The organism is Rhodopseudomonas sp. B29 (assembly GCF_000333455.1).
In the GTDB taxonomy this organism is placed as follows: domain Bacteria; phylum Pseudomonadota; class Alphaproteobacteria; order Rhizobiales; family Xanthobacteraceae; genus Rhodopseudomonas.
Genome location: NZ_BADD01000715.1, coordinates 1 through 23,793 on the forward strand (window position 1 = coordinate 1; position 23,793 = coordinate 23,793).

19 protein-coding genes, 1 tRNA gene and 3 pseudogenes are annotated in these 23,793 nt (G+C 66.1%); 11 read left to right on the forward strand and 12 right to left on the reverse strand.

Going from position 1 to position 23,793, the window contains the following annotated elements; genetic code table 11:
• A pseudogene (locus I5M_RS25720) lies at positions 1-516 on the reverse strand (FMN-binding glutamate synthase family protein); the annotation flags it as partial.
• 194 nt (positions 517-710) lie between these two features.
• Here I5M_RS25720 and I5M_RS25725 point away from each other — a divergent pair.
• Entirely contained in the window at positions 711-1,682 is a 972-nt protein-coding gene (locus I5M_RS25725) for a RimK family alpha-L-glutamate ligase (protein ID WP_022724022.1), read from the forward strand.
• 84 nt (positions 1,683-1,766) lie between these two features.
• The gene (locus I5M_RS25730; RefSeq protein WP_022724023.1) at positions 1,767-2,765 is read left to right on the forward strand and encodes an NADP-dependent oxidoreductase; all 999 of its coding nucleotides are present in this window, start codon (positions 1,767-1,769) and stop codon (positions 2,763-2,765) included.
• 203 nt (positions 2,766-2,968) lie between these two features.
• On the opposite strand, the gene I5M_RS25735 is transcribed toward I5M_RS25730, so the two are convergent.
• Positions 2,969-4,072, reverse strand: a complete 1,104-nt coding sequence (locus I5M_RS25735; protein ID WP_022724024.1) for a glycosyltransferase family 4 protein — start codon at positions 4,070-4,072, stop codon at positions 2,969-2,971.
• A 5-nt stretch (positions 4,073-4,077) separates the two neighbouring features.
• Positions 4,078-5,184, reverse strand: coding sequence for a glycosyltransferase (locus I5M_RS25740; protein WP_083909685.1), 1,107 nt, complete (start codon positions 5,182-5,184; stop codon positions 4,078-4,080).
• A gap of 164 nt (positions 5,185-5,348) precedes the next feature.
• On the opposite strand from I5M_RS25740, the gene I5M_RS25745 reads away from it, so the two are divergent.
• Complete coding sequence (locus I5M_RS25745; protein WP_022724026.1) at positions 5,349-6,824, forward strand: hypothetical protein; 1,476 nt, start codon at positions 5,349-5,351, stop codon at positions 6,822-6,824.
• 39 nt (positions 6,825-6,863) lie between these two features.
• On the opposite strand, the gene I5M_RS25750 is transcribed toward I5M_RS25745, so the two are convergent.
• Positions 6,864-6,940, reverse strand: a tRNA-Arg gene (locus I5M_RS25750).
• A 177-nt stretch (positions 6,941-7,117) separates the two neighbouring features.
• Here I5M_RS25750 and I5M_RS25755 point away from each other — a divergent pair.
• Both I5M_RS25755 and I5M_RS25760 read left to right on the forward strand, forming a co-directional pair.
• Positions 7,118-7,672, forward strand: coding sequence for a YidB family protein (locus I5M_RS25755; protein WP_022724027.1), 555 nt, complete (start codon positions 7,118-7,120; stop codon positions 7,670-7,672).
• 114 nt (positions 7,673-7,786) lie between these two features.
• Complete coding sequence (locus tag I5M_RS25760) at positions 7,787-8,047, forward strand: GlsB/YeaQ/YmgE family stress response membrane protein (RefSeq protein WP_022724028.1); 261 nt, start codon at positions 7,787-7,789, stop codon at positions 8,045-8,047.
• 24 nt (positions 8,048-8,071) lie between these two features.
• Here I5M_RS25760 and I5M_RS25765 read toward each other — a convergent pair whose 3' ends face one another.
• Positions 8,072-8,884, reverse strand: a complete 813-nt coding sequence (locus tag I5M_RS25765; RefSeq protein ID WP_022724029.1) for an SDR family NAD(P)-dependent oxidoreductase — start codon at positions 8,882-8,884, stop codon at positions 8,072-8,074.
• On the opposite strand from I5M_RS25765, the gene I5M_RS33935 reads away from it, so the two are divergent.
• The 4 genes from I5M_RS33935 to I5M_RS25785 are packed head-to-tail and all read left to right on the forward strand — an operon-like array spanning position 8,856 to position 12,192.
• On the forward strand, positions 8,856-9,125 hold the full coding sequence (locus tag I5M_RS33935) for a hypothetical protein (RefSeq protein ID WP_244432096.1): 270 nt from the start codon (positions 8,856-8,858) through the stop codon (positions 9,123-9,125). The two genes, I5M_RS25765 and I5M_RS33935, sit on opposite strands and share 29 nt — an antisense overlap.
• A complete protein-coding gene (locus I5M_RS25775) occupies positions 9,115-10,179 on the forward strand; it encodes an acyl-CoA dehydrogenase family protein (protein WP_022724031.1) in 1,065 nt (354 codons plus the stop codon). Before I5M_RS33935 ends, I5M_RS25775 begins: the two co-directional genes overlap by 11 nt.
• Before the next feature lie 15 nt (positions 10,180-10,194).
• A complete protein-coding gene (locus I5M_RS25780) occupies positions 10,195-11,355 on the forward strand; it encodes an acyl-CoA dehydrogenase family protein (RefSeq protein ID WP_022724032.1) in 1,161 nt (386 codons plus the stop codon).
• A gap of 30 nt (positions 11,356-11,385) precedes the next feature.
• The gene (locus tag I5M_RS25785; protein ID WP_022724033.1) at positions 11,386-12,192 is read left to right on the forward strand and encodes an enoyl-CoA hydratase/isomerase family protein; all 807 of its coding nucleotides are present in this window, start codon (positions 11,386-11,388) and stop codon (positions 12,190-12,192) included.
• 153 nt (positions 12,193-12,345) lie between these two features.
• On the opposite strand, the gene I5M_RS25790 is transcribed toward I5M_RS25785, so the two are convergent.
• From I5M_RS25790 to I5M_RS25800, 3 genes are all read right to left on the reverse strand, one after another.
• Positions 12,346-13,110: a VOC family protein gene (locus tag I5M_RS25790; RefSeq protein WP_022724034.1), complete on the reverse strand. Its 765-nt coding sequence runs from the start codon at positions 13,108-13,110 to the stop codon at positions 12,346-12,348.
• Positions 13,111-13,112: 2 nt separating this feature from the next.
• Entirely contained in the window at positions 13,113-13,901 is a 789-nt protein-coding gene (locus I5M_RS25795; protein WP_022724035.1) for an enoyl-CoA hydratase, read from the reverse strand.
• A 134-nt stretch (positions 13,902-14,035) separates the two neighbouring features.
• The gene (locus I5M_RS25800; RefSeq protein WP_376738700.1) at positions 14,036-15,193 is read right to left on the reverse strand and encodes an ABC transporter substrate-binding protein; all 1,158 of its coding nucleotides are present in this window, start codon (positions 15,191-15,193) and stop codon (positions 14,036-14,038) included.
• Between the two features lie 260 nt (positions 15,194-15,453).
• Here I5M_RS25800 and I5M_RS25805 point away from each other — a divergent pair, with 260 nt between their 5' ends.
• Together I5M_RS25805 and I5M_RS25810 are read left to right on the forward strand one after the other, a co-directional pair.
• Complete coding sequence (locus tag I5M_RS25805; RefSeq protein ID WP_022724037.1) at positions 15,454-16,233, forward strand: thermonuclease family protein; 780 nt, start codon at positions 15,454-15,456, stop codon at positions 16,231-16,233.
• A gap of 19 nt (positions 16,234-16,252) precedes the next feature.
• The gene (locus I5M_RS25810) at positions 16,253-17,749 is read left to right on the forward strand and encodes a M48 family metalloprotease (protein WP_022724038.1); all 1,497 of its coding nucleotides are present in this window, start codon (positions 16,253-16,255) and stop codon (positions 17,747-17,749) included.
• A 411-nt stretch (positions 17,750-18,160) separates the two neighbouring features.
• Here I5M_RS25810 and I5M_RS25815 read toward each other — a convergent pair whose 3' ends face one another.
• The 4 genes and pseudogenes from I5M_RS25815 to I5M_RS30645 all read right to left on the reverse strand — a co-directional run bounded on the left by I5M_RS25815 (position 18,161) and on the right by I5M_RS30645 (position 23,647).
• Entirely contained in the window at positions 18,161-19,408 is a 1,248-nt protein-coding gene (locus tag I5M_RS25815; protein ID WP_376738699.1) for a CarD family transcriptional regulator, read from the reverse strand.
• 157 nt (positions 19,409-19,565) lie between these two features.
• Positions 19,566-19,903, reverse strand: a pseudogene (gene fdxA / locus I5M_RS25825) (ferredoxin FdxA).
• A 75-nt stretch (positions 19,904-19,978) separates the two neighbouring features.
• Positions 19,979-20,248: an RNA-binding S4 domain-containing protein gene (locus I5M_RS25830; protein ID WP_022724040.1), complete on the reverse strand. Its 270-nt coding sequence runs from the start codon at positions 20,246-20,248 to the stop codon at positions 19,979-19,981.
• Between the two features lie 44 nt (positions 20,249-20,292).
• A pseudogene (locus I5M_RS30645) lies at positions 20,293-23,647 on the reverse strand (helicase-related protein).
• Between the last annotated feature and the right edge of the window lie 146 nt (positions 23,648-23,793).

Here is a 23,793-nt window from a genome sequence, read left to right on the forward strand (position 1 = left end):
CGCCGAGATATTGAACACCGAGGCCGAATACGCTTTCGCGCACTCCGGCCCGCCGATCTTGATGCGGAACGCTTCGTCGGCGTGCGGCCGCGGCGCCACCGAATGATTCAGCCATTCGTAGCCGTCGGCGTAGACGTCTTCCTGAGTCCCGAACGGCCGCTTGTCGAGCACCATCTTGGCGCGCTGATACACCAGCGCGCGGGTATCGCGGCTGAACGGCTTGCCGTCCTTCTCGCTCTCGAAGAAATACTGCCGCATCTCCGGACGGATTTCCTCGAGCAGAAACCGTAAGTGCGCCGAGATCGGATAGTTGCGCAGCACCGCATGGTTCTTCTGCACCAGATCCCAGATACCCAGCAGCGTCAGCGCGCCGAACACGAGCAGCGGCACCAGCACCAGATCGAACATGCGCGGATTGGGATCGAAGATCGCGACGGCGCCGAACAAGGCCGTCAGCACCACGCAGATGGTGAGCGCGATGAAACGCGGCGACAGCGGAAGAAGCAGGGTGTCCATGAAGCCTCCCAGGCTCGGCGCGGTCGGTTTGTGTCGCCCGCTCGCCGCGGCGGCCGTTCTATACCATGGCGATCACGCCCCGGTAACAAGTGAGCGGCTGGAACGATAACGAGTGATGCACTAGGGTCACGCCGCCAGCGACTTCCGGCGCGAAGCCGAACGTCGGGCATGATACAGGTTGCGGAAATTCGTCCATGCAATACGCCGAGCGCGCCATCGTCGGAATGGTCAAGGCCTATGCGGCCCGCCATGGCCTGGAAGTCGAGATAGGCCTCGACGGCTGGCTGATTACGATCGGCAAAGGTACGGCGCGCCACTACATTTATGGTTACGATTTCGGTCTCAACAACTCGGTTGCGCACCGCATCGCCAACGACAAGTCGGCGACCGCATCGGTGCTGGCCGGCGCAGGCGTGGCCTGCGTGCCACATGCGCTGTTCATGAATCACAATTTGTTCAAGGTGGTGGTGCGGGAGGCCAATTGGCCGCGGCTGCTCGACCTGCTTGCGGCGCATCCAAATGGTCTGGTGGTGAAGCCCAACGAGGGCACCTGCGGCAATCTCGTCTTCAAGGTCGGCGATGCGATCGAACTCGAGCAGGCCGCGATGGCGATCTTCGCCGCCGGCCAAAACGTGGCGGCGGCGCCGTATCTGACCATCGAGCGCGAGCTTCGCGTCGTGCTGCTCGATGGCCGGCCGCTGGCGGTGTACGACAAGAAGCGGCCGCAAATCTGCGGCGACGGCGTTCGCACCGCGATGACGCTGCTCGTCGAGGCGCTGCCGCCCGAGCGGCTCGGCGCCACGCTGGCGCAGCTGCGGTCTTCGTCCGTGCGGCTAGATGAGGTGCTGCCGGAAGGAGAGACCTTGCGGCTCGACTGGCGGCACAATCTCGATCTCGGCGCCGTGCCTGAATTAGTTGGTGACGGCCCGCTGCGTGAAGAGAGCGTCGCGATTGCTGCCCGCGCAGCCGCAGCGGTCGGCCTGGTGTTCGGTGCGGTCGACGTGGTGTGGAGCGGCGCTGTGCCGCAAGTGCTCGAAATCAACTCCGGGGTGATGGTGGAGTCGTTGTCCAAGTATTATCCGGAGCTGGCCCAGCGAATCTATGTGGAAGCGCTCGATTTCATCCGACAGCGGATCACGCCGGGTGCCACAGAAGTGCGCCGATAATCAATCGCGCCCGCGCTTTGACTTCGCCCGCGAGGGCGCTATGTCAGACGCTTGTAACCATCAACCTGACAAGAAAGAGAGCGCATGACCGCCGTCAACCGCCAGGTGCTGCTGATCGAAAAGCCCAAGGAGAAGCTCGGACCCGAGCATTTCCGTCTGACGGAAGCGCCGATGCCGGAGCCGAAGGACGGCGAGGCGCTGGTCAAGGTGCGCTACATCTCGCTCGACGCTGCCAATCGCGCCTGGATGCAGGGCGCGACCTATCGGGCCGCGGTCGAGACCGACAGCGTGATGCCGGGCGGAGGCATCGCCGAAGTGGTGAGTTCGAAGGCGCCGGGGCTGTCGCCCGGCGACATCGTGTTCGCCGACACCGGCTGGCAGGAGTATGCGGCGCTGCCCGCCAAGCATCTCACCAAGCTGCCCAAGGTCGAGCCGCTGACGCATCTGCTCAGCATCTATGGCATCGCCGGCCTCACCGCTTACTTCGGCCTGCTCGATATCGGCAAACCGCGCGCCGGTGAGACGGTCGTCGTCTCGGCCGCGGCGGGTTCGGTGGGGTCGATCGTCGGCCAGATCGCCAAGATCAAAGGCTGCCGCGTCGTCGGCATCGCCGGCGGCAAGGAGAAGTGCGACTGGCTGGTCAATGAGCTCGGCTTCGACGCCGCCGTCGACTACAAGGACGGCGGTTTGTTCAAGGCGCTGCGCGCCGCGGCGCCGAACGGCATCGACGTGTATTTCGACAATGTCGGCGGTGACATTCTCGAAGCCTGCCTGGCGCTGATGAACCTGAAGGGCCGCATCGCCTGCTGCGGCGCCGTCTCGCAATACGATCGCACGCCGTCGGCAACCGGTCCGCGCGGCGTCCCCGGCCTGATCGTGGTGAAGCGGCTGATCATGCAGGGCTTCATCGTGATGGACTACATGGACCAGCGCGACGAGGCCGTCGCCAAGCTGCAGGGCTGGGTCCAGAGCGGCAAGCTGAAAGTCCAGGAAGACGTCATCGATGGCCTGGAAAACACCCCTGCGGCGCTGATCGGCCTGCTAGCCGGCGAAAACCGCGGCAAGCGAATGGTGAAGGTGTAGAGCGCGACGCAGTCCGGCGAATGGCGCTTGCCTCTGCACTGACCTCATCCTGAGGAGCCTTGGCGTCGCCCGCAGGGCGATGCCGGGGCGTCTCGAAGGATGCGCCGCACGTGCTCGCGGCCCATGGTTCGAGACGGCGCTTCGCGCCTCCTCACCATGAGGTTATTACTTGTGAAAGCGCCTCGGGGCGCCGGCGAGTTAGTTTATCCTGCTGCGACGATCAGTTCAGCCGCCCGGTCGAGACCGTCGTAGAGCGGCTGCGCCTCACCATAAGCGGCGCCATTGCGGTTCCAGTCGTTGCGGCGCTGGGGCGACTCGGCGCGGCGGAGGGCTTCGGTTAGGTCGGTGGCCGAGAACGTTTCGGGCAGCACTACGCCCGCATCCGCTGCCGTGACATGCACGGCGTAGCCGCATTGCGGGGTGGTGATCACCGGCAGGCCGTTGACCAGTGCTTCGAGGATCACCGTGCCGGTGGTGTCGTAGCGCGCCGGATGGATCAGCAGATCGGCCGCGGCCATCAGTTCGGGAATGTCGCTGCGCAACCCGAGCAACCGGATACGGTCGCGGACCCCGGCTTTGTCCGCCAAGCCGCGTACCAGCCGTGCCGCCTTGCTCCCCTCCGCGATACCGGCGATTACCAGTCGCGCATTTGGAAATGCCGCTAGTGCCGCGACCGCGCGGTCGAGACCTTTGACCTTCGGCTGAGCGGCGACGGCTAGCCAGGTCAACTGATCGCCACTAACCTTCAGCTCAGCGCGCATCCGCTCGCGGGTGCCGTCGCTGCGAAGCTCAGGCTTGCGTCGGTTGCGATCGATGGTCGGTGGTAGCACGACCACACGGCCAGGTTCGGTCGACCAGGCGCGGCGGAAATCCGCCGCCTGGGTCTCGCTCAGTAATAAGCATTTCGTGTGCTGTCCGGCCGCGAAGCTGGCGGCTTCGAGCTGCATTTGAATGCGCCGGCGCGACGACAACAACGCGGTCCATTTCGCCGGCTTCGCCGCCAGGCACGGATCGGCGCAATACAGCACGTCGAGGTCAAGCAATTTGCCGAAGCCGACCACGCGATCGAAACGGCCGCGCGTCGCATCGGCGAAGGCCTTGGCGAAGGCCAGGTCGCGGCGGTGATTGCTGAAGGCGCGGTTCGGCAGCAGCTCGATCTTCAGCTCCTCTGGTCGTTCCCCGCGCCGCCGCGCCGCGAAGATGGTGACGTCGTGGCCTTGTGCGGCGAGGCGGCGGGCGATCGCCATGCAGTCGCGCTGCAGGCCTCCGCCGCCGAACAATGTGACGATCCCGAAGGCGATCTTCATGAGCGCTACACGCCCGTCCGCGCCGGCTTCAGTCGCGCGGTGAGCGATCTGAATGCGACTTCGAGCCGTCGCCCGATGTCGGGCGTCGGGATCGCGCGGAATCGAAACGGCGCGCCGGTCGCGGCGGTGGCGCCGAGGATGTCGTAAAGCTCCGCTGCTACGCGAGACGGCCGCCGGGCCTCGATGAGTTGATTCTCCGCAAATACATTCGCCGCCTCGGTCCCGGTCTCCGCTAACGCGAGCAGCGCATCGCGCCACGCCTCCCGCGTGTTGGGCACGATCGTGCGCGGCAGCTCGCTGTCGGCGAAGGGTGGCGCATCGGAATACACGCCGGCGATCCGGCTCGACGCGTATTGGGCGATCTTGATGTCGGATTTGCAGTCGGCGAAGCGCTGCTGCGCCGGCGCCAGGCAGCGGCTGAGCGGCGCAACCGCGATCAGCGTCTCCCGCCGCAGCAGCTCCAGGTAGGCCTCCGGTGCCAGCCAGGGGATCAGCCGCGCCGGGCCGAGCAGCGCCTGCAGCTGCGCCGAGAATTTGCCGACCAGCAACAGTTCGAGCCGGCCGGCCTTCGCGGCCTCCGCGATGCCGGCGCAGACCTCGTCGAGATCCGCCGCCCCCATCGGCTGCGCGCTCGAGGTCCACAGCACCCGCCGGCAACGGCCGGTCTTGGGCGGTGGGATGATCTCCTGACCCGGGTTGGGTACCAACCGGGCGCGGGCTGCGGTTCCGCCGGCGAGCCGATCGAGCTCCGTGAGCAGCCGCCGCGAGGGCGCCGTGACGAAAGCCGCCTGCGCGAGACACCAGCGGATCGACTGCTGCTGTGCCGCGCGGCGGCGGCTGGACGGGAGGGTCTCTTCCAGCAGCAGGTCGTCGATGTCGTAAATGAACGGCACGGGGTGAGCGCGCAGCCAGACAGTCTGCCGCCGGCTGAGATTACGATGCGCCAGCAACAGATCGTACTGCTCGGAAACCGCACCCGAGAGCTTCATGTCGCGGTCGACGCAGGCATAGCGCAGCCGGCCGGCCTCGACGAGCCGGTCGAGCAGCGGCTTCAGCCGCACATCGGCGGTCAGGGGATCAGAAACGAACAGCAGCAATCGAAGTGCGGACATGTGGCCATAATATCAATCTTTTAGGGCCGCGTGCAGCGTTCCCCTGCCTCAGCGTCTCATCGGACGTCAGGCGCCTTGACAGCGACGGTCGGTTGCCGTCGAAACTGCGGGCGTAAAGCCGCGTGCGGCGATCGTTTTGGGCGATGGACCGAACAACTTCGATCATGAACATCAGCCTCAAGACCCGCCTCGGATCGCTGTCCGTCCCCACCCTCGTCGCGCTGATCTGCCTGATCCATGTGGCGCTGCTGATCTGGCAGGCCCTGGTGGTGCAGATCAACAATGACGGCATCCTTTATGTCCGCGGCGCCCGGCTGTTCGCCGAGGGCCACTTTGCCGAGGCGAGGCAGCTGTTTCCCTGGTTCACCTATCCGCTGCTGCTCGGCGGCGGGATGAAGCTGACCGGGATCGATGCCTGGCCGCTGGCGCTGATCGTGGACGGCGTGGCCTCGACTCTGACCGTGCTGGTCGTGCTGCGATGTGTCTGGCTGCTGGTGCCCCAGCGCGAGGCGCTGATCGCGGCTGGGTTGCTGCTCCTCGGAAATCTGTGGTTCAACGATCTACGCGCCACCATCGTGCGGGAGCATTTCTACTTCCTGCTGATGCTCATTGGCTTCTACTTCACCATCCGGGATCTGCAGACGCCGGGCTGGCGCTACCGTGCCGGCTTCCTGCTGTGTACGCTCGCCGCCGGCCTGTTCAGGATCGAGGCGTTCGGGTTCGTCGTCCTGGTCTCGGCGGTCCGCGTCGCCTTCGAGGCCCGGTCGCGCCCCCTTCGCATCGCGGCGGTTCTGGCGCTGGCGCTGGCTCCGGTCGGCGCGCTGTTGCTGACGGCGTTCTGGAGCGATGCCGGCAATCTCGGTGCGCTGCTGTCCAAGCCGCGCGGGCGCATCGACATTCTGCGTGATCAGGTGCTGGCGCCGTTCGAATCGCGCAAGGCCACGTTTGCTTATGCGGCGATGGTGTTCGGGCTTCTGCTGTACGGGCTGGTGAATGCGATGGGCCTCGCCACCGTGGCGATGACCGGCTTCGCCTGGGCGGACCGGCGCATCCGTTCGTCAGCGCCGTTCCGCGCAGCGTTCGCTTATCTGCTTGCCGGCCTCGTCATTTACGCGGCGCAGATCTACTTCAACATCGTGTTCGACTATCGCCACGGTCTGGTGATGTCGCTGATCTTCACGCCCGTCGCGGCCGCCGGGCTGCTGGCGCTGTGGCGTGCGGCGAGAGACAGGACTGCGCTGCGGCCGCGTGTCCTGCTGGGTGTGGTGATCGCGCTGCTGATCACCGGACTACTCGTCGGCATCCGCAAATACGACGCCCAGCACTACCGCTACGCCGCCGCCGCCTGGCTCCAGCAGAACCTGCCGCCGACGGCGCGGATCTCCAGCAACAGCAACCAGATCCTGTTCTACGGCGGCTTCGTCAACACCACGCCGCAGGTGGTCGTCGGCTTCGGCGCCGAGCATCCAGATCCGGCGCTGTTCGCCGATTGGGCCAGCTATGACGCCGTGGTGCTGGAGATCCGGCACAGCAAGCTCGGCTACGCGGACGCGCTCAACAAACGATTTGGGACGACGCCGGCGAAGGTCTTCGAGAACGGCCGCGGCGATGAAATCTTCATCTACCGCAGGGCGCCGTGACCGGCGCGCTATCGCATCGGAGCCGGCCGTCGAGATAATTGGCGATCCCGGAATGACTCGAACATTCGACCTGCGGTTTAGGAAACCGCCGCTCTATCCGGCTGAGCTACGGGACCGTCCGGCGGCGATCCTGTTCAGGATCGCCCGCCATCGAAAATCCCAATAGCAGAGCGGCTGCCGGATCGCCAGTCCCGGCCGGGGTGCCTTGTTGCCGTCATGGGCGGTCCTTATCTGTTGCGGACCGGCGATCGCGCTGAGCGAGTTCGCCACCATGATGTTTAGGGAGGATCACCATGGGCCTGCTCGACATTCTCAACGGCATGCAGAACGGCCCGCGCGGCCCCGCCGATCCCAACGACAAGAGCGGCGGGAAGTCCAAGCTCACGATGGCGATCCTGGCGCTACTTGCCTACAAGGCCTACAAACACGTCACCTCCAACAATCAGCCGGCGCCTCAGCCGGTCCCGGCTCCGCCGCCCAGCGCCAACGCCGGTAGCGGCGGCGGGCTCAGCGATATGCTGAAGGGTGGGCTTGGCGGCTTGTTGGCCGGCGGTGCTCTTGGCAGCGTGCTGTCGGGCGGCCTGGGCGATCTGGTGCGGCAGCTTCAGGCCAACGGCCTCGGCGACGCCGCCAATTCGTGGGTCGGCCACGGCCCCAATCAGCAGATCGGCCCCAACGATCTCGCCAATGCGCTCGGCGCCGATCAGATCAACCTGCTGTCGCAGCAGACCGGCCTGTCGCGCGATCAGCTGCTCGATGAAATCAGCCAGCATTTGCCGGGCGCGGTCGATCAGCTCACGCCGGATGGCCGCGTGCCCACCGAGGACGAAGTCTCGCGCTGGGTTTGAACGGCCGGGCTCGCCTGCGCGACGGAACCTTTGGCCGTTCCCGCTCATTAAGCGCGGGGGTCGCGCCGGCGAACGTCCGTGGCGATACCAACGAGCACCTGAAGGGGGACGACGATGGGCGGAATACTCTGGATTATCCTGGTCGGCTTCGTCGCCGGCATCATTGCCCGGCTGCTGGCGCCCGGCCCGAACAATCCGCAGGGCTTTCTGCTGACGACCGTGCTCGGCATCATCGGCGCATTCGTCGCGACTGCGGTCGGTCAGGCCATCGGGCACTACGGCCCCAACCAGGGCGCCGGCTTTATCACCGCGACCATCGGCGCGGTGGTGGTGCTGTTCATCTGGCATCGTTTCGCCGCCCGCCGCACGATGTAGGGCAGGCGGCGATTTCGCCTCCGGTCAGGACGGCTTGCGCGTCACGGCTTTGAGCTCGCCGAGATGCAGGCCGGCATCCATCCGCACCAGTTCGCCCGTCATGCTGCTCGACCGCGGCGTGGCGAGGAAGCACACCAGTTCGGCAATGTCTTCCGGCGACGAGGCGATCTTCAGCGGCACCGCAGCAGTAACCGCGTCGCGGACCTGCTTGGCGGCTTCGGCACCGCGGCCCTTGGTGAACCACGGCGTATCGATATAGCCCGGGCAGATGGCGTTGACGCGGATCGCCGGCGCCAGCGCGCGCGCCAGCGACATCGTCATCACGTTGAGCGCACCCTTGCTGGCGGCGTAGGCGATCGAGGAGCCCATGCCGCTGATCCCGGCGACGGACGAGACGTTGACGACCGCACTCGCGCGGCCGGACGCCTTGGCGCCGGCTTCGAGCAGTGCACGCGCGGCGCGCACCATCTGATACGGCCCGATCGTGTTGATCGCGTAGAGCCGCTGAAAGTCTTCGGCCGACAGCTCGTCGAGCAGATGGTGGGGGACGTGCTTGGTAGTGCCGGCATTGTTGATCAGCGCGTCGAGTTTGCCCCAGTGCGCAGCGGCGGCGACGATCTTGCGGCAGTCCTCGTCCTTGGAGACGTCGCCCTGCGCCACCACCACTTCGGGCGCGCCGAGCTGGCGGCATTCGTCGGCGACGCTGTGGGCGTCCTTCTCGCTCGACGCGTAGTTGATCAGCAGCCGCGCGCCGTCCTTCGCCAGGATTCGCGCCGTCGCCGCGCCGAGGCCCGAGGCCGATCCGGTGATGATGACGTTCAATTCGGTCTTTGCCATTGCTTCCCCTGCCGGTGCGGCGATTAGCTGCGTTTCTGCGCCCGCACCTTATCCGCCGGTATCGCAAGAGCAAGTGGACAAAGCCCGCGCGGCGGAATTGCCCGCGCATGCCTACCACGCAATCGCCCGTGCAGGCCGCGCGCTTGCCAGCGCGGCGGCATTTCATCATCATCGCCGCAACAACAACAGCATCCCCGCGCTCGCGTGGACGATGCGCAACGGGAAACGCCGTGGAGACTGAGAGCAACATCGTCGCCGAGACCGCGGAGCGAATCTTCGCCGATCTGGCCGACGCCCAGGCCATCAATGCCGATCACGCCGGAGGCTGGAAAGCGCCGCTCTGGCAGGCCCTGACCGAGTCCGGCCTGCCGCTGAGCTGGGTGGCGGAAGATTTCGGCGGCGCCGGCGCAAGCCTCGCCGATGGCTTCGCCGTGCTCAACGCTGCTGGCCGCGCAGCGCTGCCCGCGCCGCTCGCCGAAACCATGCTGGCAGGCTGGCTGCTGGCGCAGGCCGGCATCGCTTCGCTCGATGGCGCGATGACGGTGGTGCCGGCGCACCCGAAGGATCGCATCGTACTCGGCCACGATGGCTGCCTCAGCGGGGGCGCGCGCGGCGTGCCGTTTGGCCATGAGGCGAAGCACATTGCGGTGCTGGCGCATGGTGACAAGGGTGCCGTCGTCGCGCTGGTCGATGCTGCTGCCTGCCGTATCGACGAAGGCACGAGCCTTGGAGGCGATGCGTTGGACGTCGTTAGCTTCGACGCAGTTGTGCCGCTCCAGACGGCGTCCGCGCCCCGCGGCTTCGATCAGACGGCGCTGATGCTGATGGGATGCGTGGTGCGGAGCCTGCAGATCGCCGGCAGTCTCGAAACGCTGCTGGCGATCAGCGTCGCCTATGCGAATCAGCGCGTCGCGTTCGAAAAGAAGATCGGGCAGTTTCAGGCCGTGCAGCACAATCTGGCGAAGCTCGCCGGCGAAACCTCGGCGGCGCTCGCGGCCGCGACGTCGGCAGCCGACGCGATCTGCAGCGCTGCGTCGTTCGACGACGCCGTCTTCCTCGAAGCTGCCGCGGCGAAGATTCGCTGTGCCGAAGCGGCCGAGAAGGGCGCGGCGATCGCCCATCAGGTCCATGGCGCCATCGGCTTCACCGAGGAGCACATCCTGCATCGCTACTCGCTGCGCGCGCTGGGCTGGCGCGACGATTTCGGCAGCGAGAGCCATTGGGCGGTCGAACTGGGCCGGCTGGTGGCGGGGCGTGGTGCCGACGATCTGTGGCCGCTGGTCGCCTCGCGCTAAACCAAAGAGATCATTATGACCGCTGCCCTCCGCTTCGATCCGATTCGTCTGCCGCCCGTCTGCGAACAACTGCGGCAGGAAGTCCGCGCGTTTCTGGCCGAGGAAATCGCGGCCGGCACGTTCGATCCGCACAAGCCGCAACGTGAAGACAACGATGCGCCTGAATTCTCCCGCCGCGTGGGCGAGCGAGGTTGGCTCGGCATGACCTGGCCGAAGAAATATGGTGGCCACGAACGTACCTTCCTCGAGCGCTACGTTGTCACCGAAGAGATGCGCGTAGCCAATGCGCCGACGCGGCGATTCTTCGTCGCCGACCGGCAGAGCGGCCCGGTGCTGCTGAAATACGCGCCCGAGCATATCAAGATGGACATCCTGCCGCGGATCTGCCGCGGCGAGTTGTGCTTCGCCATCGGCATGAGCGAGCCGAATTCGGGCTCGGATCTGTTCGCCGCCAAGACCAAGGCGACCAAGACCGACGGCGGCTATCTGATCAACGGCGCCAAGATCTGGACCACGTCGGCGCACATCGCCGACTACATGATCGCGATCTTTCGCACTTCGCCGTCCACCAAGGAAAATCGCCGCCACGGCCTGACGCAGTTCCTGGTGAACATGAAGTCGCCAGGCATCAAGGTGAATCCGATCGCGCAGATCACCGGCCAGCGCGAATTCAACGAGGTGGTGTTCACCGACGCCTTCGTGCCGGACGATCACGTCCTCGGCGAGATCGACGGCGCCTGGAAGCAGGCGACCTCCGAACTCGCTTACGAGCGCTCGGGGCCGGAGCGCTTCCTCGAGACGTACTACGTGCTCACCGAATTGGTGCGCGCGCTCGGGCCGGAGCCCGACACGCGCGGCGCCGAGGGCATCGGCCGGCTGGTGGCGCAGCTCCACACCATGCGGCGGATGTCGGTGTCGGTCGCCGGCATGCTGCAGGCCGGCAAGGAGCCGGTGGTCGAAGCCTCGATCGTCAAGGACATCGGCACGGTGTGGGAACAGCAATTGCCTCATCGCGTGCGCGAACTCGCGGCCTTCGTCGATGCGGAAGACTCGAACCATGCGACGCTCGACGAGCTGACGGCGTTCGCGACAAAATTGGCCCCGAAACTCACCATTCAGGGCGGTACCACCGAGGTCTTGCGCGGCATCATCGCGCGCGGGCTCGGGCTGCGCTGAGTCGGCGCATCCAAGGATCGAGGACCAATCATGAGCAGCTACACCGATATCGCGGTCGAGATCACCGGCCATGTCGCAACCATCGAAATCCAGCGGCCGCCGCTGAATTTCTTCGACATCCTACTGATCCGCCAGATCGCCAACGCGCTCGACGAGATCGACGCCAATCCCGAGGTCCGCGCCACCGTGCTGGCGGCGCAGGGCAAGGCGTTCTGCGCCGGCGCCAATTTCGGCGATCCGGCGCGTAAAGAGTCCGATCCGCAAACCGCCAAGGGCGATCCGGCCGACAGCCTCGGCGAGATCGGACATCTGTACATCGAGGCGGTGCGGATCTTCCGCGCCAAGAAGCCGATCGTCGCGGCGGTCCACGGCGCCGCCATCGGTGGTGGCCTCGGCCTCGCCGTGTCGGCGGATTTCCGCGTGACCTGCGCCGAGGCGCGGTTCGCGGCGAATTTCACCAAGCTCGGCTTCCATCCCGGCTTCGGTCTCACCGTGACGCTGCCGGAGCTGATCGGCAAGAACAACGCCGAGCTGATGTTCTACACCTCGCGCCGCGTCACCGGCGAAGAGGCGGTGCAGATGGGCCTCGCCAACGTGCTGGTGCCGATCAACGAGGTGCGGAGCGGCGCGCTGAAGCTGGCGCGCGAGATCGCCGAGTGCTCGCCGCTCGGTCTGCTCGCGACCCGCGCCACCATGCGGGCCGGTCTGGCCGATCGGGTGATGCAAGCCACCAAGCACGAACTCGCCGAGCAAACCCGCCTGCGCGCCACCGAAGACTTCAAGGAAGGCGTCAAAGCCACCGAAGAACGCCGCGTCGCGCATTTCAAGGGGCGGTGAGGTCACTGCTACTCGTCAGCCCCAGGCGGTCATTCCGGGGCACGCGCGTAGCGCGTGAACCCGGAATCCCGATATGTTCTGCAACTCAGGCCTTTCCACAACGGCGAGATTCCGGGTTCGCTCGCTACGCGAGCGCCCCGGAATGACGGGTGGTTAGGTGATTAGCTTGAACTCGACGCCGGCGAGGCGGAAGCCGCTGGCGGTGAGGGTGAGGCCTTGCTCTTGTGCGGCAGCGCGGATGTCGGCTGCATTTGCGACCTTGAACGTCAACGCCGTCATCGCTTCGCTGTCGCCCGGCGTGAACCGTAGCGTTGCGTTCGGCAGCCGCAGCACGGAGCTGTGGTCGGCATCGGTCTCGACAGGTAGTTGAAGTATCCGTCCCCAATGCGCGGCCAAGTCCGCTGGATCGGAACTTTGCATCTCCACCGTGGTCAGCGCCTGGGTCGTATCGGTGCGGATCGCCTTGGCCCAATCCGGGCCGGCGGGCGGGTAGGGGCCTCGGATGTTGTCGCTGCCTGCGGTGGTGTTGAGTTCGATGAAGGCCGCGCGGCAGTCTCGCGGGTGCAGTTGCACGCCGTGATACGGCGCTTGGTCGATGACGTTGGCGGCGCGGACACCGAGGCTGTCGGTGTGGGCCGCGCGTGCATCTGGATCGTCGCAGCAGAAGATCGCCATGTAGCCGCCGCGGCCTTGGGTCTTCTCGAGGAAGCGGCCGGCCGCCGTGCCGGGCTGGATCGGCGCGACGATTTCCAAGAGCATGGTATCGACCGGCAGCAGCACGTTCTCGAGGCCGTATTTGCCGACATGCGGATCGCGATAGCAGACGTTCAGGCCCATGATGGTGGCGAGCTGCGACGCGGCCGGCTCGATCGCATCCGCAACGAGGCAGATCTGGCGCAGGCGGAGAAACGGCGCCACGCTCAGCGGCCCTGGAACGACGGCGCGCGCTTCTCGACGAAAGCCGCGGCGGCTTCCTTGTGGTCGGCGGTCTCCGAGCAACGCGAGTGATGCAGCGCTTCGGCATCGAAGCAGGTTTCGAGCGACAACGTCTCGGCATTGTGNATGTTGGTCTTGATATAGCCGAGCGTCACCGTCGGACCTTGCGCCAGCGACAGTGCAAGCTCGTGGGCTGAGGTCCCGACCTCGGCGTCGGGCACGACGCGATTGACGACGCCGAGCGCCTGCGCCTCCTGTGCTGTCAGTACCGGCGAGGTCAGATACAGTTCCCGCGCTTTCGCAGCACCGATCAGGTGCGTCAGGAAGTACGTGCCGCCGAAATCGCCCGAGAGACCGACCTTGGCGAACGCCGTGGTGATCTTGGCCGAGCTACCCGCGACGCGCAGGTCGCAGGCCAGCGCCATCGACAGCCCGGCGCCGGCCGCCGCGCCGTCGATCTGCGCTACTACTGGCTTGGGCATCAGATGCAGCAGCCGCGACACCTCCATGGCGCGGCGCAGGGTCACAATCTTCTGTTCCAGCGGCGGCGGATCGCCCGCGGCCGCCATCGACTTGACGTCGCCGCCGACGCAGAACGTACCGCCCGCGCCCTTGAGCAGCACGGCGCGCACGGCCGGATCGTCCTTGGCACGCTGCGCCGCCTCGACCAGCCCGCGCGTCATGTCCGGATTGAGCGCGTTGCGCCGGTCGGGCCGGTTCATCGTGATGGTGAGCAGACCGCGGTCGAGATGCTGCAGGACGATGTCGGTCATGGCGGGGTCCTTGTTGTTGTTAGTTGTTCCATGGGCTTTTCGTCATTGCGAGCGAAGCGAAGCAATCCAGTTCCGAGCACGGAGCTGGATTGCTTCGTCGGCTTCGCCTCCTCGCAATGACGGCGTTGAGTAAGTTACTTCTTCACCAGCGGGCAGCGCGATTCGGACAGGGGCTGGAACGCCTGGTCGCCCGGCACGGTGGCGAGCAGCTTGTAGTCGTCCCAGCGGCCTTTCGATTCCGACGGCTTCTTGACTTCGAACAGATACATGTCGTGCACCATGCGGCCGTCTTCGCGGATGTGGCCGTTCTTGGCGAAGAAGTCGTTGATCGGTGTTTCCTTCATCTTCTTCATTACTGCAGCCGCGTCGGTGGTGCCGGCGGCCTTGACGGCCTGCAGATAGTGCATCGTCTCCGAGTAGAGGCCCGCCTGCGCCGAGGTCGGCATGCGCTTGGTGCGCTCCATGAAGCGCTTGCTGAAGGCGCGGGTCTCGTCGTTGAGATCCCAATAGAACGCCTCGGTGAGGATCAGCCCCTGTGCCGTCTCCAGTCCGACGCTGTCGATGTCGGAGATGAAGGCGAGCAGCGGCGAAATCCTCTGGCCGCCTTTGGTGATGCCGAATTCGGCCGCCTGCTTGATGGCGTTGATGGTGTCGCCGCCCGCATTGGCGAGGCCGATCACCTTGGCCTTCGAGCTTTGCGCCTGTAGCAGGAACGACGAGAAGTCCGACGTATTCAGCGGATGCTTGACGCTGCCCAGCACCTTGCCGCCCGAGGCCTTGATGACGTTGGTGGTGTCGCGTTCGAGGTCCTGGCCGAATGCGTAGTCTGCCGTCAGGAAGAACCAGCTGTCGAGGCCCTGCTTCACCGCCGCGAGACCGGTGGTGTTGGCCTGCGCGTAAGTGTCGAACACGTAGTGCACCGTATAGGGGCCGCAGGCCTCATTGGTCAGGCGGATCGACCCCGGTCCGGAGAACATGATGATCTTGCCGCGCGCCTTGGCGATCTCCGCGGCTGCAAGCGCAGTCGCCGATGCGGCGACATCGATGATCGCTTCGACGCCCTGGTTGTCGAGCATGTCGCGGGCGATGTTGGCCGAGACGTCGGCCTTGTTCTGATGATCGGCCGCGATGATCTCGATCTTGCGGCCCAGCACGCTGCCGCCGAAATCCTCCGCCGCCATCTTGGCGGCAGTCTCGCTGCCGACGCCGGTGATGTCGGCGTACAGACCCGACATGTCCAAGATGGCGCCGAGCTTGAGCGGCGGTTGATTTTGTGCCTGCGCGGCCGTCATCACGGCGAGCGACAGACATGCGGCAAGAGTCGTGCGAACGAACTTCAAAGCATCCTCCCTTTCGACCGGCGCCGGCTTCACTCGCAGCGCTTCTGATCGTGGTGCGATCATGCCGTATCGGCTGTTCACCAGCAAGCGAGCAGGATTTCCGGACGATGGAATGACTTGCCCGATGCGAGCGAACGACGCTTAGTGAGCAGGCCGATGTACGAGTGATTGAAGCTGCCACCTGCGTGCATCGGTGATTGTGAGTCTTCACGATGAGAGCGGCCGATCACTCCACACATATCGCGCTGGCGGTCGCAGCTGCGCTGCTAATCGGCGGCTGCGACGCACGAGCGGGTTGTGCCGATCTGGCCGAACAGGGGGATGGTCTGGTTGTGGCGGTCGTCGATGCCCGCAGCCTTCGTCTCGACGATGGCCGGGAGATTCGACTCGCAGGTGTGGAAGTCGATTCGTCGCAGCAGACGGAGGCGGTTGCAGCGCTGACGGGGCTGGTCCGGGGCCGGCGGGTCGTGCTGCGCGGCGCCGACGATACGCCCGACCGCTACGGCCGCCAGCCGAGCTATGTGGTCGTCGACGGCGAAGCGGTGTCGGCCCAGGTCCGGCTGCTGCAGGAAGGCCACGCCATGGTCGGCCTCGGCATCCCGCAGGCCGATTGCCGCGCCGAGCTGCTGGCTGCAGAAGGCGCGGCCCGTGATGCGAAACGCGGGCTTTGGGCCGAGCCCGGGCCGCTCACCCGAGCCGAGGACACCGAGGAGCTGCTGTCACGATCCGGTCGCTTCACGCTGGTTGAAGGTCGGGTGGTTTCGGTCCGGGAGGCCGGCAGCACGGTGTTTTTGAACTTCGGCCGGCGCTGGACTCGGGACTTTGCGGTGACTATTTCAAGGCGCATAGTGGGACCGTTGGGGGCCGCGGGCATCTCGCCCAAGTCCTTGGAAAACAAGCGAATCCGAGTTCGGGGCTGGGTCGAGCGGCGCTCCGGACCGCAGATCGGGATTCGCGACGCGGGACAGATCGAGGTAACGGGCGCCCGGTAGCGCCCGAAAAGAGCCAGACGTGATCGGATCCGAGGGACGGCGCAAAACCTGGAGAAGCCGGCGCTGGCTGCTGTTGCCGCTTCTCGGCGCGCTGACGCTTGCCGGCTGCGGCGACCTCAGCCGGTTCGAGGTGCCGTCCGTCGCGGCGGTGACCACTGCGGCCAAGCCGCCGGCACGCCCGGCCACGCAGACGCCGGCAGCAGAGCGAGAGCACGAGCGCATCCTCGCCACCTATGGGGGCGCCTATGACGATCCCAAGCTCGAGGCGCTGATCGGCTCGACGGTCGATCGGCTGGTCGCGGCGTCCGAGCGGCCGGACCTCGCCTACAAGGTCACCATTCTCAATTCCGGCGCCGTCAACGCCTTCGCGCTGCCGACCGGACAGCTCTACGTCACCCGCGGCCTGATCGCGCTGGCCAGCGATACGTCGGAATTGTCGTCGGTGCTGGCGCACGAGATGGCCCACGTGATCGCCCGGCACGCGGCGATTCGCGAAGACCAGGCCCGCCAGGCGGCGCTGGTGACGCGCGTCGTCACCGACATGGGCAACGATCCCGACATGACCGCGCTGGCTCTGGCCAAGACCAAGCTGTCGATGGCGAGCTTCTCACGGCAGCAGGAGCTCGAGGCCGACGGCATCGGCATCGGCATTTGCGCGCGTGCGCAGTTCGACCCCTACGGGGCGGCGCGCTTCCTCACCGCGATGGAGCGCAACGCCGCACTCAAGGCCAGCCGCGGCGACGTGAACCGCTCGCAGGACTTCCTGGCCTCGCATCCGGCGACGCCGGAGCGCGTCCGCAACGCCCAGAACAACGCCAAGCAATACGCGGCCCCGCAAGGCGAGGGCCGCGGCGAGCGCGATCGCGAGGCTTATCTCAGCGCCATCGACAATCTCGTCTACGGTGAAGACCCGAGCGAAGGTTTCGTCCGTGGCCGTCGCTTCCTGCATCCCAAGCTCGGCTTCACCTTCGAGGCGCCGGACACGTTCACGCTCGACAACACCGCGCAGGCGGTGATCGGCGTCCGCGACGGCGGCAATCAGGCGATGCGGTTCGACGTCGTGCGCGTGCCGGCGGAGCAGTCGCTCGGCGATTACTTGAATTCCGGCTGGATGGAGAATGTCGACAAGAGCTCGACCGAGCAGCTGACCATCAACGGCTTCCCGGCGGCGTCGGTGACGGCGCAGGGCGAGCAGTGGCAGTTCAAGGTCTATGCGCTGCGCTTCGGCAGCGACGTCTATCGCTTCATCTTCGCCGCCCGGCAGAAGACTACCGAAAGCGAGCGCAACGCACGCGAAACCGTGGCGTCGTTCCGCAGGCTGTCGCTCGAAGAGATCCAGGCGGCGCGGCCGCTGCGCATCAAGGTGATCAGCGTGCAGCCCGGCGACACCGCCGAGTCGCTGTCGCACCGCATGGCCGGCGTCGACAAGCCGCTCGACCGCTTCCGCGTCCTCAACGGCCTCGACGCCCACGCCCAGGTCAAGCCCCGCGACCTGGTGAAGATCGTGGTCGACTGAGGCGTAGTTTGCCTCTGCTCGCGAGCGACACAGCTACGCACGGATTAGCCGCAAGCACGGCCCGCTCCTTCTCCCCGCGCGCGGGGAGAAGGGTGGGATGAGGGGGCGTCTCCGCGAGGCCTAGCGCCGACTAATCAGCTGAGCGCATCGCTACACGCTATCCGAGACGCTCGGCCTTGTGGAAACGCCCCCTCACCCGACCCGGCTTCGCTGCGCTCTTCCGGGTCGACCTCTCCCCGCGCGCGGGGAGAGGTCGCGCAGTGCTCGCGGCTGGATTGCTTCGCGGAGCCTGTCATCGGGCGGGCCGAAGGCCGGACCCGGTGGTTCGCAATGACGATGGGTGTGCGGGCAAACAAAAAGGCCCGGCTGCGAACAGCCGGGCCTGATAACAACTTCCTGAGTGCGTGCCGCTTACGCGGCCTCGTCGGTCACCGACTCGTCGTCGCTGTCGCCGTCGATGTCACCATCGGCTTCGCCTTCGGCATCCGCCTCGGCCTTGGCGCCGCGGCGCGGGCTCTTGGCGAGCTGGCTCTCGACTTCCTTGATGGCTTCGGTCTCGGTGACGTGCTGCACCACCGCGATCTCCCGCGACAGGCGGTCGAGCGCCGCTTCATAGAGCTGACGTTCGCTGTAGGACTGCTCCGGCTGCGACTCCGAGCGATACAGATCGCGCACCACTTCGGCGATGGCGACGATGTCGCCCGAATTGATCTTGGCTTCGTATTCCTGGGCGCGGCGCGACCACATCGTGCGCTTGACCCGGGCGCGGCCCTTCAGCGTCTCGAGCGCCTTCTTCACCAGCGCCGGGTCGGACAGCTTGCGCATGCCGACATTGGCGACCTTGGCGGTCGGCACCCGCAACGTCATCTTGTCCTTGATGAAGTTGATGACGAACAGCTCGAGCTTGGCGCCCGCGATTTCCTGCTCCTCGATCGCCAGGATCTGGCCGACGCCGTGCGCCGGATAGACGACGAATTCCTGTGCCTTGAAGCCCTGGCGCTGGGTCACGGCCTTCTTCGGCTCCTCGACCTTCGCCTGCACCGGCGCCGCCTTGGCCTCGACCTTGGCTTCCGGCTTGGCAACCGCCTTCACCTCCGGCGCAGCGGCCGGCTTCGACGCCACAGCCTTGGTCGTAGCCGCCTTGGCAGCCTCGACCTTGGGGGCTTCGGCCTTGGCGGGCGTCGCCTTGGGCGCGGCGGCCTTGGCTACGGGAGCCTTTGTTTCGGTCGCCTTGGTGGTCGTCTTGGCAGTCTTGCTGGGCATTGCACTTCTTTTGGTTTTCGAGGACTTGGAGGCGTCCGCCGCGGCCGGGGCCTTGGCGGCGGAACCTTTGGTGGCGAGAGTCTTGGCGAAACTCTTTGCTGTCGAAACCTTGGCGCCCCCCGCTTTCGCGGCCGAGTCCTTGAGAACCGGACTTTTGGTCTTGCTGGTCACGGCTTTGGCCGTGGCTTTCGGCGGCTTGGCGGCTGGCCGGGTGTCCTTTACAGAAGGACGAGAATGAAGCTTCGTTGCAGAGCGGCTGGTCGCAGCCGACTGCTTGACACCCTTGGACGAAATACTCTTTTTACGCGTTTTCTGTGACACAGCCTGCGCGTGGAACCGCCACGCCCCTGTTGATCGGTCTTTGACGGGAACCTTTCCCGGCCCGCAATTCGGCATGCCGAGTTTGTTGAATGTGCCAATAATAGCACATTTCCCGCAAAAATCAATGATTTATGACGAATCTGCCCGTTCCGGCCTTGGGCCGGAGGGCGATTGTCACCAACAGGGTTAAGCGGAGGCGTGTCAGGCCTCGTCGTTCACCAGGGTCGAACGATCAATCGCCGGTGCCGGGCTCCGACAGAAGTACTTGTCGAACTTGCCGGCCTGGCCGTCGAACGACTTGGCGTCGTCCGGCGGGTCCTTCTTCTGCGTGAGATTCGGCCAGGTCTTGGCGTGCTCGGCATTCAGCTCGAGCCACTTTTCGAGGCCCGGCTCGGTGTCGGGCTTGATGGCGTCCGCCGGGCACTCGGGCTCGCACACGCCGCAGTCGATGCATTCGTCCGGATGGATGACGAGCATGTTCTCACCCTCGTAGAAGCAATCCACGGGGCAGACCTCGACACAATCGGTGTACTTGCACTTGATGCAGTTTTCAGTGACGACGTACGTCATCCCAAAGGCTCCGGAACGGTTCTAATTTTGAGTGCTTGCGTACCGCAGGAGTTGCGATGCCGCAAGCGGCGATGCCTAATCTTTAGGTTGCGAAGGGTCGGTATAAAGTCCAGTGACACTCGATGCATCGCCGCGTCGCTCGGCGAAGCCTGCCACTTGCAGGATGCGGACACCGCCGTCGAGCGACACCGTCAGCACATCGCCCAGCTTCACCGCGTGCCCCGGTGATTTCTCCCGCGCGCCGTTGATACGGACGTGTCCGGCCTCGATCAGTGCCACGGCGCTGCTGCGCGCCCGCACCACGCGGGCATGCCACAGCCATTTGTCGAGGCGCTGACGCTCCACGCATCCTCTTGAGTTTGCACCGCTGCGGTGAAGCCGGCGCGCGATCAGTCCTTGCGGCCGGCGAGTTGCTCTTTCAGAGCCGCCAGTTTGGCGAACGGCGAGTTCGGATCGATCGGACGATCGCGGTCCCGCTCGCGCGGCGCGCTGGAGGCGAACTGGCGATGCGAGGCGCCGCGGTCGTTGCCATCGCGGCCACCTTTGCCACCGCCTTTGGACTTGTCCTGGAATTTGTCGCGGCCCTTGAAGCGCTCGCGAGGTCCGCGATCTCCACCACGCTCTTCGCGACGGCCACCGCCTTCGCCTTCGGCGCCGGCTTCGCGGCGCGGACGGAAGTCCCCGCCGCGACGCTCGCGCCGGTCGCCATTGTTGCGATCGTCGCCGCCGCGGCCCTGGCGCTCGCCGGCAGCTTCGCCGCCCTCGCTCGGGGTAGCCGCCTGGCCACCCTGATGCGGACGGCCACGGTGGCGCTGACGGTCGTGACGCGGACGATGCTCGTCCGAGCGGCCGCCCGGCCGCCAAACCTCGACAAGGCCGCCGTCGGCTGCGGGAGCAGCCTCGGCAGCAGGCGTTTCGGTCGCGCCGGCTTCGGCCGCCGCGGGCTCCGCCGTAGCGTCGGCCACAGGTTCAGAGACAGGCTCGGAAGCAGTCGCTTCAGCGGAAGCTTCGGTCGGCGCCGTTTCGGCCGACTGATCGGCAGAAGCGGGTTCTTCAGCCACAGGCGCGGCGTCCGCTGCGGCCTCGGCAGCAGCTTCCGTGGCGGCGGTGTCGGTAACTTCGGTCGCGCTTGGTTCAGCGACGCTCGGCTCGAACGCAATCGCCCCGGCCAGAATGGCGTGGTCTTCGGCGGAGAGGCCGCTGTCCTGAGACGCGGCCGCATCGGCCTGCGCCGGCGCAGCTTCGGCCGCTGCGGCGGGCTTCGGTGCCGGCGGCAACGCCGGGCGCTTCTCCATGCGATAGCCGAGCGCCTTCAGGATCGAGGCGAAATCTTCCCCGGCCGAACCGGTCAGCGACGTCATCGCCTGGGTCACCACGAAGCTGCGGCCGTCGAATGCACCCGCGGGCTTCTCGCCCTGGGTGCCTTCGCGCCAGGCCAGCGCCGGGCGGATCAGGTCGGCGAGCCGCTCCAGAATATCGACCCGCACAGCGCGCTCGCCGCACAGCCGGTAGCCCAGCGTGCGATAGACGTCGCGATCGAGCGCCTTGTCGGCAGGAAACGAGGTACGGCCGCTGCTCGCCAGATGCTGCGCACCCGACAGCGCCGACATGTCGACATTGTCGTGCTTCTGAGCCCACAGCAGCGAGGCCAGCGCGCGCGCGGCGGGCTTCAGCAAAGACGGCACATAGATGTGATAGGCGCCGAACCGCACGCCGTATTTGCGCAGCGTGGCGCGCGACGGCTGGTCGAGATCCTTCATCTCGGCAGCGATCTTCTGGCGTTCGATGACGCCGAGCGCTTCGACGAGCTGGAAGGAAATGCCGCGGGCGATGCCGGTGACGTCTTCGGCCTTGCCGAGTTCGAACAGCGGGCCGAGCAGCTTTTCGATATGGGTCTTTAGCCACAGGTCGAGCCGGGCCTGCACGGCTTCGCGCGGCGCGCCCGCCAGACGATCGTCGGCGACGATGCGCAGCCGCGGCCGCAGCACGTCGTCCGAGCCGACCAGCTTGGCGACCGCGTCGCCGGTCCAGCGAATGGTGCCGTCCGAGGTCAGGACGAATTGTTCGTCCGGCGCAGCCGACAGCTTCTCGGCGCGTGCCTCGATCTCGCCGGCCAACGCCTTTTGCGCTGTCGCCTGCAGAGCCTTCGCATCCGAGCCGGCCTCGGCCGCGTCAGGCGCAAAGGTGAATCCGTCGAGGCGGCCGATCACATGGCCTTCTACGATCACCTCGCCGGTCTTGCCAATTTCCGTATTCAACATCGTGTTTTCCCGCAGGCGGCGCATCAATACACTGGTCCGGCGATCTACGAAACGTTCCGTGAGCCGATCGTGCAAGGCATCTGACAATTTATTTTCGACATCGCGCGAGATGCCCTGCCAGTGTTCAGGGTCACCGAGCCAGTCGGGACGGTTGGCCACGAAGGTCCAGGTCCGGATATGGGCGATGCGCGCCGACAACGTATCGATGCCGCCATCGATCCGATCGGCCTGTTCAACCTGCGCGGCGAACCAGCTGTCGGGGAATGCGTCCGCGATGCATCAGGAAGCGATACAACGTCGCGACCAGCTCTGCATGCGCGGCCGGCGCCAGCTTGCGATAGTCCGGGACCTGACAGGCCTCCCACAACCGCTCGACCGCGGCCTTGCCGTGCGCCATTTCGCGCACTTCGGCATCACGCGCGATGTGATCGAGCACCCGCAGATCTTCGGCCACCGGCGCGCGGGTCAGCGCGTCGTGACGTGGCGACTCGGACAGTGACACCTGCAGAGCGCCGACCGACGAGAAATCCAGTTCGGAATTGCGCCATTGCAGCATCTTCACCGGCTCGAAGCTGTGATTCTGCAAAGCGTTGACGAGTTCGGGCTCGAACGGCGCGCAGCGCCCGGTGGTGCCGAACGTACCGTCGCGCGTCGCCCGGCCGGCGCGGCCGGCGATCTGCGAGAATTCCGCGGGCGTCAGCCTGCGAAACTGATAGCCGTCGAATTTGCGATCGGAGGCGAACGCGACGTGATCGACGTCGAGGTTCAGCCCCATGCCGATGGCGTCGGTGGCGACGAGGTAATCGACATCGCCGGACTGAAACATCGCGACTTGCGCGTTACGGGTGCGCGGGCTCAGCGAGCCCAGCACCACAGCGGCGCCGCCGTGCTGGCGCTTGATCAGTTCGGCGATGGCGTAAACTTCGTCCGCTGAAAACGCCACGATGGCGGTGCGACGCGGCTGCCGCGTCAATTTGCGGTCGCCGGCGAATTCGAGCTGCGACAACCGCGGCCGTGTGACGATGCTGGCGCCCGGCAGCAGCCGCTCGATCATCGGCCGCATCGTGGCGGCGCCGAGCAGCAGCGTCTCGTCGCGGCCGCGCCGGCGCAGGATGCGATCGGTGAAGACGTGCCCGCGCTCGAGATCGGCGGCGATCTGGATTTCGTCGACGGCGAGAAACGACACGTCGAGATCGCGCGGCATTGCCTCGACGGTCGAGACCCAGTAGCGCGCCTTGGGCGGCTTGATCTTCTCTTCGCCGGTGACGAGCGCGACGGCGTGCTCGCCAACCTTGTCGACGATCTTGTTGTAGACCTCGCGCGCCAACAGCCGCAGCGGCAGCCCGATCAGTCCGGATGGGTGCGCCACCATCCGCTCGATCGCCAGATAGGTCTTGCCGGTGTTGGTCGGGCCCAGCACCGCAGTGACGCCGGCGCCCGGAGCGCGGTCGTGGGTTAACGACCCTAAAGACGAGAGAGGCATTCTGACCGGATTTCTAGGCCGTGACGGTCAAGTCTGTGTCACATTGTGACGGAGATGCGGCCGTGAGTTAAGGGTTGGAACGAGTCTGGAACGAAACGCGGCCGAATCGCAGACTCGGCGAGTCTTTGGGTGGCGCCTCCCAAGAT